Below are 15,968 nucleotides of genomic sequence, written 5' to 3'. Positions count from 1 at the left end.
CTACTCGGCCGGCTTCTCGCCGCCCGCGAGGACGAACCAGCGTGCGGGCAGGTCGATGCGGGTGCCGTCCGCCAGGTACTCGGTCTGCGGCAGGCTGGTCTCGCCGGTCGCGAGGATCTTCAGGCCTGCTGCGCGCAGCAGCCTCGGCACCTCCTCGTCCTGTGCGTCCGCGGGTTTGAGGCCGTGCTGGAAGACCCGGCGCAGCTTGGGCGGCGGGCCCCCCGGGTCCTCCGCGGCACGGCCCAGCACCTCTCGCGAGCCCGAGGTGAGTTCGACGACGAAAGCCCGCCCCTGAGCACCGACGAGCTCGGCGACGGCGCGGGCCACCGCGGGGCGCGCTTCCGGTTCACTCTGATGGATGACGGCGCGCATGTACACGTTGCTGTCACCGAGGCGGGAGTGCAGCACGCGTACGGCCTCGGTGTCCGTGAGGTCGAGCTGCTGGAACTCCACGGCGTCGCCGTCCGCGGCACGGCGGGCGTGCTCGATGGCGGCGTGCGAGAGATCGACGCCGACGGCACGGGCGAACCGCGTGGCCAGGTACCGCGTCTGGGTTCCGTTGCCGCAGCCGAGGTCGACGATGGTGCGGGCGGTGTCCGCGTGCGGCAGGAGCAGCTCGCTGTGCGGCATCGAGGTCAGGGCCGGGTCGGCGTCCCAGATCGCCTCACCCGGCGCGTCGGCGGTCTCCAGCCAGTAACTCTCCCAAGCATTGCGGTAGTCCTCCGAGACATTCATGCGAACTCCCCACGGTCGGTGCCGTGATCGGAGTATCGCGGGTGACGGGTCCGCCGCAAGTGGGGAGTGCCGTGTTTCACCGTACGTCCGAGCCCGCACACGCCGGGATCACGGGACGACCTGTCAGAAGACGGCGTCCACAGGGCTTGTCGGGCCCCGCTCTCAGCGTTCCCGTCGAGGTGGCGTGAGCGGCTGCTCGAACCACACCGTCTTGCTGTGCCCGGCGACGCTGGCGCCCCATTCGCCGGCCAGGCGGCTGACCACGCGCAGGCCGCGGCCCGACTCGTCGTACGGGCCCGCGCCGAGCAGGGCAGGCAGGTCCGGTTCACCGTCCGTGACCTCGCACAGCAGCGCGTCGGTACGCACCAGCCGCAGCCCGATCCGGTCACCGGTCGCGTGCCGTACGGCGTTCGTGACGAGCTCGCTGACCAGCAGCTCCGCCGTGTCCACCGCGTCGGCGAGCCCCCAGTGCAGCAGTTGGGCGCGGACCAGTCGCCGGGCGCGCGCCACCTCTCGTGGATCGCGGGTGAGCTGCCACTCGGCGACATCGTCGGGCAGGATTCCGTTGAGCCGAGCCATGAGCAGCGCGACGTCGTCCTTGCGTCCGCCGTGCGTGTTGAGGGCCCGGATGATGGTGTCGCAGGCGTCGTCCATCGAGGCCGCGGGGTGCGCCGCGGACTCGCACAGCGCGGCGAGGCCCTCGCCGATGTCGACACCGCGCACCTCCACCAGTCCGTCGGTGCACAGCACCAGGCGGTCGCCCGGCCGGACCTTGACGACGGTGGTCTCGAAGGCCACGCCGCCGACACCGATGGGGGCGCCGGTCGGCAGATCGAGCAGTTCGCTCCGGCCGTCCTCGGCGCGTACCAGAACGGGCGGGATGTGCCCGGCGTTGGTGATCTGGAGTTCGCCGCGGATCGGGTCGTACACCGCGTACAGACAGGTGGCGAGGTAGTTCTCGCCGAGCCGCCTGGCCAGGTCGTCGAGGTTGCGCAGGAGTTGCGCGGGCGGTGTCTGCATGGCGGCCATGGTCTGCACGGCTGTGCGCAACTGGCCCATCATGGCGGCCGATTTGAGTCCGTGGCCCATGACGTCGCCGACCACCAGCGCGGTGCGCGAGCCGGGCAGTTTGACGGTGTCGAACCAGTCGCCGCCGACCCGGCCGAGGCGGGTGCCGGGCAGATAGCGGGTCGCGGTGTCGCACCCGGCCAGGCGGGGGGCCACCTGCGGGAGCATGCTGTCCTGCAGGGTGTCGGCGGCGTTCTCCTGGTACGTGTACATGCGGGCGTTGTCGAGCACCAGGCCTGCGCGGGCTGCGAGTTCGGCGCCCGTGGTGCGGTCGATGGCGTCGAACGGCTCACGGCCCGGCCGGCGCATCAGCACCATGAAGCCCAGGACGACGTTGCGGGCCTTGAGCGGCACCACCAGCATGGAGCGGCCGTTGATGAGCGGCCTGAGGTCGCGCTTCTCGAACTCCCCGGAGATCCGGTTGCCCATCTCCTCGCTGATCAGCGGGATGAGGACCGGTTCACCCGTGCTCATGCACTGGAAGAACGGCGTGTGTTCGGGGAACGCGATCGCCTCGCCGACCGGCACGGTGTCGTCCCAGCGCCCGGGCTCGTCGTTGTGCTCGACCCAGACCCGGTGCCAGACGGTGGTGACGTCCGGGACGCCGTCCGGGAAGCCCTCGCCCGCCAGGACCGCGGCACGCAGGTGGGTGCCGGCGAAGTCCGCGAAGCGGGGCACGGCGGCGCTGGTGACCTCACGGATGGTTGCGTCGAGGTCGAGCGAGGAGCCGATGGCGGTGCTGACCTCGTTCAGGAACTCCAGCCGCTCGCGGACGGCCGCATACTCCAGGTCGTGCTCGGCGCCGGCGGGGACGACGATCTGCCTCGCCGCCGCCAGGGGCTGGCCCCCGGAGCGGAGGCGGCCCGCGCGGCGCGGCACGCCCCAGTCGGGGGTGACGGGCACGCGGTCGCTCTGGCTGAACTCCAGGACCGGGTAGCCGAGTTCGAGGACCTGGGAGATGATGCGGCTGCTGAGGCCGGGACCCATGTTGGGAAGGATGTCGGGCAGCCGGCGGGCGAGCTCGTCGGAGGCGGGCAGTTCGGTGTGGCGGGCGAAGCCGGGCGAGATCCGCTCGTCGAGCTCGTCCTCGTGGCCCCGCTCCATGCGCAGCCGTGCCGCGTCGGTGGCCAGGATCAGCAGCCGTGCGGGCTCGGCGCCGACGAGAGGGTAGGCCCACCAGAGGATGTCGAGCCGCTCTCCGCCGTACTCGCTTTCCCCGTCCGGTGCGTGGGACCACCCGTCCTCCGGCCCGCGGATGCGGGCTCGGCCCGCCGCCGGATAGGCGCTGAGGCCGCCGAGCGAGGCCTCGAGGCCGGCGCTCAGTCCGTCGTCGTCCGCGTATGCGGTGTCGTCGTCGCCCTCGGACAGCGCACCGGAGACGGGGAGCAGGTCGGCGACGGACCGGCCGATGGCCTCCTCCTTGACGGTGCCGAAGAGCCGATGTGCGCCCCTGCTCCAGTGGGAGACGAGGCCGTCACGGTCCACCACGACCACGGCCAGCGGGATACGGCCGGCCGCGGTGGCCTCCGTCGCCGCGCCGGTCCCAGCTCCGCGGCTGGGAGGCGTGTCCCTCTCGGTGCCACGGTCGGTGCCATTGTCCATGGCCCAGGCCCTCTCTCCCCACGGCTCCGCAAGATCTGTGCCGCCTACTCCACCGTAAGGCTCCGCCCGGTGGTGATGTGCGGCAATGCGGGAATTGGTGCAACGGAACGGTCCTCGCACGCGGGGGCGCGCGCCGGAGCGTATGACGCCAGGTCAGTCTTCGTGGCCCAGCTGCAGATCCCGCTCGGTCCGTCCGCCTCCGGCGACCCGGAGCACGGTGGCGACCGGCGGGTAACCGGCCGCGATGACGGTGTACTCGCCGGAGGACAGGTCGACGAACCGGAACGTTCCGTCGAGGCCGGTGGTGAGCGTGTCCACCACATTGCCCGCCGCGTCGAGCAGTGTCACGCGCGCGTCGTCGACCGGCCGCCCGCCGCTGGTGCGCAGGGTGCCGCGCAGCACGGCGCCGCCCGCGAGTTCGACGTCCTGGCGGGTCTCCCGGGCGGCCTGGACGGTGACGGGAAGCGCGGCCGGGCGGAATCCGGGCGCGCTCGCAGCGAGGGTGTACTCGCCCGCCACCAGCTCGGTGATGACATAGCCGCCCTCGCGTCCGCTGCGGGTGGTGGCGACGACCTCGCCGCGCACGTCGGTGAGTGTGACGGTGGCGTCGCGCACGGGGGCGCCGTCGGCGGTGAGCACGCCGCCGGCGAGGCGTCCGGCGCCGCCGAGGACGACATCCAGCTCGACGGGGCGCTCGCCGACGGTGACGGAGACGGCCTGCGGCTGGTGCCCGCCCGCGGCGGCGATGAGGACGTACGCCCCCGTGCCGGGCGTGGACAGCGCGTACCGCCCGTCCTCGCCGCTGGCGCCCCGACCGATCTGCTGTCCGGTGGCGTCGATGAGGGTGAGCGCGGCGCGGGGGACGACGGTCCCGTCGGGGTGCTGCACCGTGCCGCAGACGGGGACTCCGGCGGTATGCGGGGAACGGGCGTGCGGCACCTGGCCGGTCGCGGTTGCCGGTTCCGTTTCGGAGGTGTTGTAGGACACCAGGGGTTTCTCCTTGAGGAAGAACGCGATGAGCAGGCCCAGGACGAGCACCGGCACCAGGTAGAGGAAGATCCGGGGCATGGCGTCGGCGTACGCGCGGATGTAGTCGTCGCGCAGCGGCGCGGGCAGCGCGTGGACGAGCTGCGGGGTGATGGACTGCGGGTCGGGAAGCTGTGCACCCGCGCGCGTGGGGAGCCGTTTTTCGAGGGCGCCGGTGAGCCGGCCGGCGAAGAGGGTGCCGAAGATCGCGGCCCCGACGCTGCCACCGATCTGCCGGAAGTAGTTGTTGGCGCTGGTGGCGGTGCCGAGGTCGGCGGGGCGCACGGAGTTCTGCACGGCGAGGATCAGGACCGGCATCACCATGCCGATGCCGGCGCCGAGGACGGCCATCCAGAGGCTGTAGTGCAGCCGGGGCGTGTCGACCTGGAGGCGGGAGAGCAGCCACATGCCGACGACGGAGACGGCGCTGCCGAGGACGGGATAGATCTTGTAGCGCCCGGTGTGGCTGATGAGCTGCCCGGAGACGATCGAGGCGCCGACGATGCCGCCCATCATGGGCAGCATCAGCAGACCCGACTCGGTGGCGGAGGCCCCGTCGACCATCTGCAGAAAGGTCGGCAGATAGCTGGCGGCGCCGAACAGCGCGACACCGATCACCAGGCCCACCAGTCCGGTGACGTTGAAGACGGAGTCCCTGAACAGCCGCAGCGGGATGAGGGGTTCGGCGGCGAAGTGCTCGACGACGAGGAAGAGGACGGTGGCGGCCACCGCTCCCGCGCCGAGACCGAGGATCGTCCGCGAGTCCCAGGCGTACTCGGTGCCGCCCCAACTGGTCAGCAGCACAAGGCAGGTGGAGGCCGCGGCGAGCAGCAGCGCACCGAGCACGTCGAGCCGCGCCCTGGCCTGAGGCTTGGGGAGTTTCAGTACGACGGTGACGACGGCGAGGGTGACCAGGCCGAAGGGAACGTTGAAGTAGAAGCACCAGCGCCAGGAGAGGTGGTCCGTGAAGTACCCGCCCAGCAAGGGGCCGGCCACGGACGCGAGGCCGAAGGCGGCGCCGATCAGTCCCATGAACCGCCCGCGCCGGCGGGGTGGCACGATGTCCGCGATGATCGCCTGCACGCCGATCATGAGCCCGCCCGCGCCGACGCCCTGGACGGCACGGAAGGCGATCAGCTGGTCCATGCTCTGCGCCCGGCCCGCGAGTGCGGCGCCGACCACGAAGACGACGATGGCGAACTGGAAGACGCCCTTGCGACCGAGCAGATCGCCGAGCTTGCCGTAGACCGGGAGGCCCACGGTGGCCGTGAGGAGGTAGGCGGTGATCGCCCAGGACATCCTGTCCAGGCCGTGCAGCTCGCCGACGATCTTCGGGAGCGCGGTGGCGACGATCATCTGCTCCAGGGCGGCGAGCAGCAGCGCCAGCATCAGCCCGAGGAAGACCAACCGCACCCGGTGCGGGCTCAGTTCGACCGGTCCGGCCGGTGCGGCGGGGGCCTGCGGGGGCGCCACGGCGGGTTCGCCCCGCAGCTCGCCCTGCACCGTCGTCCCGCTCACTTACCGCTCCCCTCGCCGCGCTGCCACACAATCCCGCTCAAGGCGGCAACTACGGGCAAGCGCGACGGGTTACGGCGGACCGGTGCGGCGCAGGGAGATCCACTCGATCCGGTGAGGGGCGTCAACGGCCCCCGAGCGGCCGGTACTTACTTTTCGACCTCGGTGGCGAGCTTGGCGAGCACGGCGTCGTAGATCCGGCTGAGGCCCTTGGGCGCGAAGGTCTTCTCGAAGAAGCCGCCGATGCCGCCGGCGCCGTTCCAGACGGTGGTCACGACGACGCGGGACCTGCCCTCGCCTGCCGGGGTGACCCGCCAGGTGGTGACCATGGAGGAGTTGCGGTCCTTCTCGACGAGCTCGCCGTCGGTGGGCTCGCTGACCTCCAGGAGGCAGTCGCGCACGCGCTTGCTGGTGGCCTGGAGCTTCCAGTGGACGAGGGTGCCCTCGCCGTCGCCGCCCTCGCGCACCTCGTACTCGCTGAAGTGCTCGGGCAGCAGCTTCGCGCGCGTGCCGCTGTAGTCGGCGAGGGCGTCGAACACCTTCTCCGCGTCTGCCGCGACGACCCGCTCGGTAGTGGCCTCGACCTGCGCCATCGGTTTCCTCCAGGACTTGCTTCTCTCGGGGTTGGGGCAAGCCAACCACCCCCGCCCACGGCCGCCCAAATCGGGGTGGCCCAGGGCGCGCGTGAGGTTCCTGGAGTGACAGGAAACAGGCCTTGCACGGGAAATCGAACACGTGTTTCACTCGGGGCAGCGCTACCGAGGAGGCGTCATGCGGTGGGAGAACCTCACAGTGGAGTCCGGCGGGCACAGCCGGGCGGCGGACGCCGCCCTGTTCGGCGCGGACGCGGTCGTGAGCCGCACCTTCGACACGCCTGAATTCCGCGGCATCACCTTCCACGAGGTGCGGGCCCGCTCGATCATCAACCGGGTGCCGGGCGTCTCGCGGATGCCCTTCGAGTGGACGGTGAATCCGTACCGCGGCTGCTCGCACGCGTGCGTGTACTGCTTCGCCCGCAAGACGCACACCTATCTGGACCTCGACTCGGGGCTCGACTTCGACTCGCAGATCGTGGTCAAGGTGAACGCCCCGGAGCTGCTGCGCCGCCAGCTCGGTTCGCGCCGCTGGCAGGGCGAGCACATCGCGATGGGCACGAACGTCGACTGCTACCAGCGCGCCGAGGGCCGCTACCGCCTGATGCCGGGCATCCTGTCCGCCCTTCGCGACCACGCCAACCCCTTCTCGATCCTGACGAAGGGCACGCTGATCCTGCGCGACCTCGATCTGCTGGTGCAGTCGGCCCAGGTGACGGACGTCGGCATCTCGGTGTCGGTCGGCTTCACCGACCCCGAGCTGTGGCGCACGGTGGAGCCGGGCACGCCCGCGCCGGAGCGCCGTCTGGACGTGGTCCGCACCCTCGCCGAGCACGGCATCGGGTGCGGCGTACTGATGGCCCCGGTGATCCCGTTCCTGAGCGACCGGCCGGCCCAACTGCGGGCCACCGTACGAGCGATCGCGGCCTCCGGGGCCACTTCGGTCACCCCGCTGGTGCTGCATCTGCGCCCCGGCGCCCGGGAGTGGTTCATGGCCTGGCTGGGGCAGCACCACCCGTACCTGGTGCGACGCTACGAGCGCCTGTACGCGGACGGCGCCTACGCCCCGAAGTGGTACCAGCGCCGGATCACCCGTCAGGTCCACGAGCTGGCACAGGAGTACGGGATCGGGCCCACGCGCGCGGGGATGCCACGGCGGATCCGGCCGCCCGAGGCACCCGAGCCGGCGGTGTCCGAACCGACCCAACTCACGCTCATTTGAGAGCATACGAGCGCATCCCTCGACCCAATCGGGTCAAGTCTCGCCAGAACGAGTTCTTCGGAGGCGGCTTGCCGGGACGATGCGGCGAGGACCGTGAGACTCGCGGTCCGAAACCCTCCGTCCTGGGAGGACTTCATGAGAAAACGCGCAGCGGTGCTGTGCGGTGCCGCCGCCGTCGTGGCCGGGAGCTTCACGGCTCTGCCTGCGGGCGCGAGCACCGCGCAGTCCCCGCAAACCGCTCCTGCCGCGAGACTCACCTGGAAGAACTGCCCCACCTCGAACTATCCGACGCTCCAGTGCGCATCGCTCGACGTGCCGCTCGACCACCGGGATCCGCAGGGGAAGCAGATCACGCTTGCGCTCTCGCGCGTGAAGCACACGGCGCAGAAGAGCCAGGGCCCGCTGCTGGTCAACCCGGGCGGCCCGGGCGGCAGCGGCCTCACGCTCGCCGGATTCGTCGCGAACTCCCTGCCCAAGGCGGTCGCGGCCCAGTACGACGTCATCGGCTTCGACCCGCGCGGGGTCGGCAAGAGCAAGCCCGCCCTCGACTGCGAGCCGGGACACTTCAACCCGGTGCGCCCGGACACCGTGCCGAGCACACCGGCCCTGGAGAAGACCAACCTCGACCGCGCCAAGTCCTTCGCCGCGGCCTGCGGAACGAAGTACGCGAGCCTGCTGCCGTACATCACCACGATTCAGGCCGTGCAGGACATGGACTCGATCCGCGCGGCCCTGGGCGCCCGGCAGACCAGTTACTTCGGCTACTCGTACGGCACCTACCTGGGCGCCGTGTACGGCAAGCTCTTCCCGCAGCGCGTGAAGCACCTGGTCCTGGACTCGATCGTCGATCCGACCGGAGTCTGGTACGACGACAACCTCGCGCAGGACCACGCCTTCGACGCCCGCCACAAGGCCCTGATGGCCTGGATCGCCAAGTACGACTCGGCGTACAAGCTCGGCACCGACCCGGCCAAGGTCGAGGCCAAGTGGTACGCGATGCGCAAGGCGGTCGCCAAGAAGCCCGCCGGCGGCAAGGTGGGGGCCTCCGAGCTGGAGGACACGTTCGTTCCCGGCGGCTACTACAACGGCTACTGGCCGTATCTGGCCGAGGCGTTCGCGGCGTACGTGAACGACAAGAACTCCGACCCGCTGGTCGAGGCGTACCAGAACTTCGGCGCCGTCGACGCGTCCGGGGACAACGGCTACAGCGTCTACGCCTCGGTGCAGTGCCGTGACGCCTCCTGGCCGCGTGACTGGAACCAGTGGCGCAAGGACAACTGGGCGGTCTACGACAAGGCGCCGTTCATGGTCTGGAACAACGCCTGGTACAACGCGCCGTGCGCGTTCTGGCCGACGGACTCGCTGAAGCCGGTGCACGTCGCCAACGACAAGCTGCCGCCGGTGCTGCTGTTCCAGGCGACCAACGACGCGGCGACCCCGTACGAGGGCGGCGCGACGGTCCACCGTCTGCTGGCCGGCTCGAGCTTCGTGGTCGAGCAGGGCGGCGGCAACCACGGCATCACGCTGAGCGGGAACGCCTGCCTGGACAAGTATCTGGCGGCATACCTGTCCGACGGCACGGTGCCGCGCAGCGGCGGCCCGATCGACGCGGTGTGCCCGAAGAAGCCCGACCCCATGCCGCTGAGCACCAAGGCGCCGATGAGCACCAAGGTGGCGCCGACGTCCGACGCCGGCGCCACGCTGCACGACCTGATCGGCTTCCGCGGCTGAGCACGACCCGAAGGTGAGGTCCCGTCGGGGCGTTGTCAGACCCATGGTCCACGATGGACGCATGAGTGAGCTGACCAGGATCACCGCCCCCGACGGGGTCTTCCCCGCCGCGCAGTACAGCCACGTCGTCATGGGCACCGGCCGTTTCGTCGCGATCTCCGGCCAGCTCGCGCTGGACGAGGAGGGCAAGCTCGTCGGCGAGGGCGACGCCGAGGCACAGGCCCGCCAGGTCTTCGAGAACCTCCGCCGCTGCCTGGCCGCCGCCGGGGCGGCCTTCGACGACGTCGTCAAACTCACCTACTTCGTCACGGACACGGCACATCTGCCCGCGATCCGCACGGCCCGCGCCGCCCACATACCCGACGACCGCCTCCCGGCCGCCTCCGCGGTACAGGTCGCCGCCCTCGTCCGACCCGAGTTCCTGATGGAGATCGAGGCGTGGGCGATGGCGGCCGAGTGAGCTCCCTCCAGGTCCGCGAAATGACCCTGGCGGACTGCGAGCGCGTGGCAGAGATCCGCGTCAGCGGCTGGCAGACGGCCTACCGGGGCATCGTCCCGCAGTCGTACCTCGACACGATGAGCGTGCCGGAGAACACCGAACGCCAGCGGATGCGCTTCCTTCAGCCCAACCCCGGCGTGCTGGACCTGGTCGCCGTGCAGGACGGGGAGATCACCGGCTGGCTCTGCCACGGCCCGTACCGGGACGGCGAAGCACACACGGACGACGCCGAGTTGTACGCCCTTTATGTCGCCCCGGGCCGGTACCGCGGCGGCACCGGGCGAGCCCTCCTTCGGCAGTCCATGCGTCGCTGTGCGGCTGCCGGGCAGGGCCGCATGTTCCTCTGGGTCCTCAAGGAGAACGACCGCGCCCGCCAGTTCTACGAGGCCTGCGGCTTCTTTCCGGACGGCGCCGAGGAGCCCTTCGAGGTGGACGGGGTGGAGGTGCCGGAGGTGCGGTACGTCAGGGAGCTCGCCGGCTGACGTGGCCTCACCTCTGCCTCGGGATCCGGGCCAGCGCCCGCACCGCCGCCTCCGCCAGCGCCGGGTGGGCCAGTGCCTCGTTGAGTACGGGTCTGGCGCGGGCGTCCTCCAGGGCGCCGAGGCCCTCCACGCAGGCGAGCGCCACCCGGCGGTACGGGTCGTGCGGGCGCAGCCTGCGCTCCAGGGTGGTGATCAGCGCGGGCACGGACTCGGGGGCGCGCAGCTCCGCAAGGAGCCGGACGGGGTGGAGGGCGTAGGCGACGCGGAGTTCGTTGGTGGCGAGGGCGGCCGCCGCGCGCGCGGTGCGCGGGTCGTCGAGGCGGGCGAGGGCGTGCGCGGCGGAGGCGCAGCGCTGCGGATCGCGGTGGTTCAGAAACAGGACGAGGGACTCGAAGGCACGCCGGTCACCCGCCAGTCCCAGCCGGAACGCGGCCAGCTCCCTCGCCCACAGCGGCTGCCCGGGCTCGGTGAGCACCCGCGCCAGCTCGTCGGGATCCTCGGTGGCCACGAGACGGTCGTACGCGGCCGTCGCCCCCGACTCCGCCCGTAAACGCTCCGTGAGTGATCGCAACTCTTCGTCCATGACACCGAAGGTTAGAGGGGACGCCGATCTCTCGGGACGTACATCACAAACACGGGGACTAGCGCGCTCGTTACCCGCCGGTTAAGCTCAGACGAGCGAGTTACCCACTCGCATCCCTTGTGGCGGCCTGGTGACGCAGCTGCCGTGAGAGCAAGTCGGTTCGGTACATCAGGTACCGCTTGTACGACCCGGCCACGGGACAGGGCCGGTCGAATCACCCACCGTTCGCCCCAGGCGTGTGCGCGCCCACGGCGACGGCAGGCACCGGGCGTGTGCGCTTGCAGCCCGGAAACACCCGCATCTCTTTCACGCACCCGGTGCGCCAGGTCCGGCTTCGGCCGGCCTTCCCTCGGCGCACCCGGGCGCTCTCCCAGTCGTCACCCTCATGCCTGGAGTCCCGCGATGGCCACTCCCCTGTCCCACACCCCTTCCGCTTCGCTCACGACCATTGCCGTCGTGGGCCTCGGCACCATGGGCACCGGTATCACCGAGGTCCTGGCCAAGGCCGGCCGCGAGGTCGTCGGCATCGACATCAGCGAGGCCGCGGCCGCCAAGGCCGTCGCCACCCTGGAGGCGGCCACCGCCCGCGCCGTGGAGAAGGGCCGGCTGACCGAGCAGGAGCGCGCGGACGTCCTCGCCCGCGTCAGCACCTCCACCGATCTGCGGGCCGCGGCCGACGCCGACCTCGTGATCGAGGTGGCTCCCGAGTCGTACGAGATCAAGCACCAGATCTTCCGCGAGCTCGACGGGATCGTCCGCCCGGAGACCATCCTGGCGACCGGCACCAACGCCCTGTCCGTGACCCGTCTCGCCGCCGACTCGGCCCGTCCGGAGCGCGTGCTGGGCCTGCACTTCTTCAACCCGGCGCCGGCGATGAAGCTCGTCGAGGTCGTCTCCTCGGTGCTGACCGCGCCGACGGCCGTCACCGCGGTCACCAACCTCGCCCTCGACCTCGGCAAGGAGCCCGTCGCGGTCGGCGACCGGCCCGGGTTCGTCGCCGACGGGCTGCTGTTCGGCTACCTCAACCAGGCGGCCGCGATGTACGAGGCCAAGTACGCCTCCCGCGAGGACATCGACGCGGCGATGCGGCTCGGCTGCGGTCTGCCGATGGGGCCGCTCGCGCTGCTCGACCTGATCGGTGTCGACACCGCGCGCACGGTCCTGGAGGCCATGTACGCCGAGTCCCACGACCGGCTGCACGCCCCCGCCCCGATCCTCAAGCAGCTCAGCGAGGCGGGCCTGACCGGCCGCAAGTCGGGCCGCGGCTTCTACACCTACGAGGCCCCCGGCAGCGCCACCGTCGTGCGGGACGCGCTGACGCCCCTGGACGGCGCCGCCCTCACCCCGGGCCGCGAGGTCCGCTCGGTCGGCGTCGCGGGCTCCGGCACCATGGCCTCCGGCATCGCCGAGGTCTTCGCCAAGGCCGGGTACGAGGTCGTCCTCGCCGCCCGCAGCGAGGAGAAGGCCCAGGCCGCCAAGGCCCGTATCGGCAAGTCGCTCTCGCGCTCCGTCGACAAGGGCCGGATGACCGCCGAGGCAGCCGCGCAGACCCTCGACCGGATCACCGCAGCCGGCTCCTACGAGTCCTTCGCCGACGTCGACCTGGCCGTCGAGGCCGTCGCCGAGGACCTGGAGATCAAGCGGCAGCTGTTCCAGGCGCTGGACAAGGTCTGCAAGCCGGGCGCGGTCCTGGCCACCACGACCTCCTCGCTGCCCGTCGTCGCCTGTGCCCGTGCCACCTCGCGCCCGCAGGACGTGATCGGCATGCACTTCTTCAACCCGGCGCCGGCGATGAAGCTGGTCGAGGTCGTCCGTACGGTGTTGACGGCCGAGGACGTCCACGCGACGGTCCGCGAGGTGTGTGGACGAATCAAGAAGCACGCGGTCGACTGTGGCGACCGTGCGGGCTTCATCGTGAACGCGCTGCTTTTCCCGTACCTCAACAACGCGATCAAGATGGTGCAGGAACACTATGCATCTCTTGACGACATCGACGCGGCGATGAAGCTGGGCGGCGGCTACCCGATGGGCCCCTTCGAGCTCCTGGACGTCGTCGGGCTCGACGTCTCCCTGGCGATCGAGAAGGTCCTGCACCGCGAGTTCCGCGACCCGGGCCTGGCCCCCGCGCCGCTGCTGGAGCACCTGGTGGCCGCGGGCTGCCTCGGCCGCAAGACGGGCCGCGGCTTCCGCGAATATGCCCGCCGCTGACGGCGCCGGCGACTGGTTCAGAGGCGAGACGGACTGGGGCGGACTGTTCGGCCCCACCGGAGGGCCCCCGCCCGTGCAGGGCGGGGCAACCCCCGTACATGCGCAACAAGCTGCGCACATGCAGTACGTTCGGGTCATGTCCCAGCCCGCCAAGTCCTCACGTACACCAGCTACGCCCGACGCGCCGGAAAGTGCCGCAGGCAGTCGCGCGGCCGCCCAGCGGCTCAAGATGCGCCGTGAACTGGCGGCCGCGGCGATGGAGCTGTTCGCGACCAAGGGGTACGAGGCGACCACCGTCGACGAGATCGCGGCCGCTGCCGGGGTCGCGCGCCGCACCTTCTTCCGCCACTTCCGCTCCAAGGAAGAGGCGATCTTCCCCGACCACGACGACACGTTGATCCGTGCGGAGGCCGTGCTCAATGCGGCTCCCGCGCATGAGCACCCGCTCGACACGGTGTGCCGCGGGATCAAGGAAGTCATGCGGATGTACGCGGCGCGGCCGGAGATCTCGGTCGCCCGCTACAAGCTCACCCGTGAGGTGCCCACCCTGCGCGAGGCGGAGATCGCGTCGGTGGCGCGTTACGAGCGCCTCTTCACCCGCTATCTCCTCGGCCACTTCGACGAGCACGCGCACGACGACGACGCCAACGACGACCCGCTGCTCGCGGAGGTCGCCGCGTCCGCCGTGGTCACCGCCCACAACCACGTCCTCAGACGGTGGCTGCGGGCCGGCGGTCAGGGCGACGTGGAGGCGCAGCTGGACCACGCCTTCGCGATCGTGCGCAAGACGTTCGGGACGGGCATCGGTGCGGGGCGCAGCACCACGACGACGACCCGGCCGGCGGCCCCCGCGGCCGTGTCCACCCAGGGCGAGGTCCTGGTCACCGTCGCGCGCACCGACGCTCCGCTGGACGAGGTCATGCGGACCATCGAGCAGGCGCTGAAGGACCGCTGAGGTCTCCTCCGCCCTGTGATGACGGCCACCCTTCGGGGTGGCCGTTTTGGCATGTCAGAGCCCCTTTTCGAGCAGATTTCAAGGCGTATTCGATCGATCATCGCTCATTTGTTACGTAAAGATTTCACCTGAGAGCGATTGCTGGCACTCAGTGCCTTGCCAGGTGACACGCGGTGTCATACGTTGAAGGAGTCCGGGCGGCCGGCGTGCAGAGACCATGCGTACGTCGGCTGTCCCAACAAGTCATCGACTTGCCCCGCCCGGACGCCTGCGTCACAGGCAACCTCCCGCGCCACAAAGCGCTGCCGCACAGCACGACCGCCGAACCGACGGCACCGACGTAACCCTCAGCGTCCCTCCCTCAGGACGCGTATCGCCGGAGGCAACACCGTGACCACCAAGGACATCCTGGACGCGATCCAGTCGCCGGAATCGACGCCGGCCGACTTCGCCGCGCTGCCGCTCCCCGAGTCGTACCGCGCGATCACCGTGCACAAGGACGAGACGGAGATGTTCGCGGGCCTGGAGACCCGCGACAAGGACCCGCGCAAGTCGATCCACCTGGACGAGGTTCCGCTGCCGGAGCTCGGCCCGGGCGAGGCCCTGGTGGCTGTCATGGCCTCCTCGGTCAACTACAACTCCGTGTGGACCTCGATCTTCGAGCCCCTGTCGACCTTCGGGTTCCTGGAGCGCTACGGCAGGCTGTCGGAGCTGACCAAGCGCCACGACCTGCCGTACCACATCATCGGCTCCGACCTCGCGGGCGTCGTCCTGCGCACCGGCCCCGGCGTCAACGCCTGGAAGCCCGGTGACGAGGTCGTCGCGCACTGCCTGTCCGTCGAACTCGAGTCGTCGGACGGCCACAACGACACCATGCTCGACCCCGAGCAGCGCATCTGGGGCTTCGAGACGAACTTCGGCGGCCTCGCCGAGATCGCGCTCGTCAAGTCCAACCAGCTGATGCCGAAGCCGGGCCACCTCAGCTGGGAGGAGGCCGCCGCCCCGGGCCTGGTCAACTCGACCGCCTACCGACAGCTGGTCTCCCGCAACGGTGCCGGCATGAAGCAGGGCGACAACGTCCTGATCTGGGGCGCCAGCGGCGGCCTCGGCTCGTACGCCACTCAGTTCGCGCTGGCCGGCGGCGCCAATCCGATCTGTGTCGTCTCCAGCCCGCAGAAGGCGGAGATCTGCCGCTCGATGGGCGCCGAGGCGATCATCGACCGCAACGCCGAGGGCTACAAGTTCTGGAAGGACGAGAACACCCAGGACCCGAAGGAGTGGAAGCGCTTCGGCAAGCGCATCCGCGAACTGACCGGCGGCGAGGACATCGACATCGTCTTCGAGCACCCCGGCCGCGAGACCTTCGGCGCCTCCGTGTTCGTCACCCGCAAGGGCGGCACCATCACCACCTGTGCCTCGACCTCGGGCTACATGCACGAGTACGACAACCGCTACCTGTGGATGTCGCTGAAGCGGATCATCGGCTCGCACTTCGCCAACTACCGCGAGGCCTGGGAGGCCAACCGGCTCATCGCGAAGGGCAAGATCCACCCGACGCTGTCGAAGACCTACTCCCTGGAGGAGACCGGGCAGGCCGCGTACGACGTGCACCGCAACCTCCACCAGGGCAAGGTCGGCGTGCTGTGCCTGGCTCCCGAGGAGGGCCTCGGCGTGCGCGACGAGGAGATGCGCGCCAAGCACATCGACGCCATCAACCGCTTCCGCAACATCTGAGACACCCGAGGTCAT

12 protein-coding genes are annotated in these 15,968 nt (G+C 70.6%); 7 read left to right on the top strand and 5 right to left on the bottom strand.

Annotation, left to right across the window (positions count from 1 at the left end):
* The 4 genes from ACWCRD_RS02135 to ACWCRD_RS02120 form a co-directional block, all read right to left on the bottom strand.
* The gene (locus tag ACWCRD_RS02135; RefSeq protein ID WP_450964032.1) at positions 1-735 is read right to left on the bottom strand and encodes a class I SAM-dependent methyltransferase; all 735 of its coding nucleotides are present in this window, start codon (positions 733-735) and stop codon (positions 1-3) included.
* Between the two features lie 162 nt (positions 736-897).
* Positions 898-3,405 (bottom strand): SpoIIE family protein phosphatase, encoded by a 2,508-nt coding sequence (locus tag ACWCRD_RS02130; protein WP_450964031.1) that lies wholly within the window; start codon positions 3,403-3,405, stop codon positions 898-900.
* A gap of 153 nt (positions 3,406-3,558) precedes the next feature.
* Positions 3,559-5,949 carry an MFS transporter gene (locus ACWCRD_RS02125; protein WP_450964030.1) on the bottom strand — a complete coding sequence of 797 codons (2,391 nt, stop codon included), beginning with the start codon at positions 5,947-5,949 and terminating at the stop codon, positions 3,559-3,561.
* Between the two features lie 146 nt (positions 5,950-6,095).
* Positions 6,096-6,539, bottom strand: a complete 444-nt coding sequence (locus ACWCRD_RS02120) for an SRPBCC family protein (RefSeq protein WP_450964029.1) — start codon at positions 6,537-6,539, stop codon at positions 6,096-6,098.
* Between the two features lie 178 nt (positions 6,540-6,717).
* On the opposite strand from ACWCRD_RS02120, the gene ACWCRD_RS02115 reads away from it, so the two are divergent.
* From ACWCRD_RS02115 to ACWCRD_RS02100, 4 genes are all read left to right on the top strand, one after another.
* Positions 6,718-7,761, top strand: coding sequence for an Rv2578c family radical SAM protein (locus ACWCRD_RS02115; RefSeq protein ID WP_450964028.1), 1,044 nt, complete (start codon positions 6,718-6,720; stop codon positions 7,759-7,761).
* Positions 7,762-7,896: 135 nt separating this feature from the next.
* Positions 7,897-9,492 (top strand): alpha/beta hydrolase, encoded by a 1,596-nt coding sequence (locus tag ACWCRD_RS02110; protein ID WP_450964027.1) that lies wholly within the window; start codon positions 7,897-7,899, stop codon positions 9,490-9,492.
* Between the two features lie 61 nt (positions 9,493-9,553).
* Complete coding sequence (locus ACWCRD_RS02105) at positions 9,554-9,952, top strand: RidA family protein (protein WP_450964026.1); 399 nt, start codon at positions 9,554-9,556, stop codon at positions 9,950-9,952.
* Positions 9,953-9,972: 20 nt separating this feature from the next.
* Positions 9,973-10,473, top strand: a complete 501-nt coding sequence (locus tag ACWCRD_RS02100) for an N-acetyltransferase family protein (protein WP_450964025.1) — start codon at positions 9,973-9,975, stop codon at positions 10,471-10,473.
* Positions 10,474-10,480: 7 nt separating this feature from the next.
* Here ACWCRD_RS02100 and ACWCRD_RS02095 read toward each other — a convergent pair whose 3' ends face one another.
* The gene (locus ACWCRD_RS02095; protein WP_344398037.1) at positions 10,481-11,056 is read right to left on the bottom strand and encodes an adenylosuccinate lyase; all 576 of its coding nucleotides are present in this window, start codon (positions 11,054-11,056) and stop codon (positions 10,481-10,483) included.
* 402 nt (positions 11,057-11,458) lie between these two features.
* Between ACWCRD_RS02095 and ACWCRD_RS02090 the strand changes: the two genes are divergently transcribed.
* The 3 genes from ACWCRD_RS02090 to ccrA all read left to right on the top strand — a co-directional run bounded on the left by ACWCRD_RS02090 (position 11,459) and on the right by ccrA (position 15,953).
* Entirely contained in the window at positions 11,459-13,264 is a 1,806-nt protein-coding gene (locus tag ACWCRD_RS02090; protein WP_450964024.1) for a 3-hydroxyacyl-CoA dehydrogenase family protein, read from the top strand.
* Positions 13,265-13,400: 136 nt separating this feature from the next.
* The gene (locus tag ACWCRD_RS02085) at positions 13,401-14,219 is read left to right on the top strand and encodes a TetR family transcriptional regulator (protein ID WP_450964023.1); all 819 of its coding nucleotides are present in this window, start codon (positions 13,401-13,403) and stop codon (positions 14,217-14,219) included.
* Between the two features lie 390 nt (positions 14,220-14,609).
* Positions 14,610-15,953, top strand: coding sequence for a crotonyl-CoA carboxylase/reductase (gene ccrA / locus ACWCRD_RS02080; RefSeq protein WP_450964022.1), 1,344 nt, complete (start codon positions 14,610-14,612; stop codon positions 15,951-15,953).
* Positions 15,954-15,968 lie beyond the last annotated feature (15 nt).

This window comes from Streptomyces sp. NPDC002092 (genome assembly GCF_053593775.1).
This window is presented reverse-complemented; position numbering and strand designations above follow the sequence as displayed.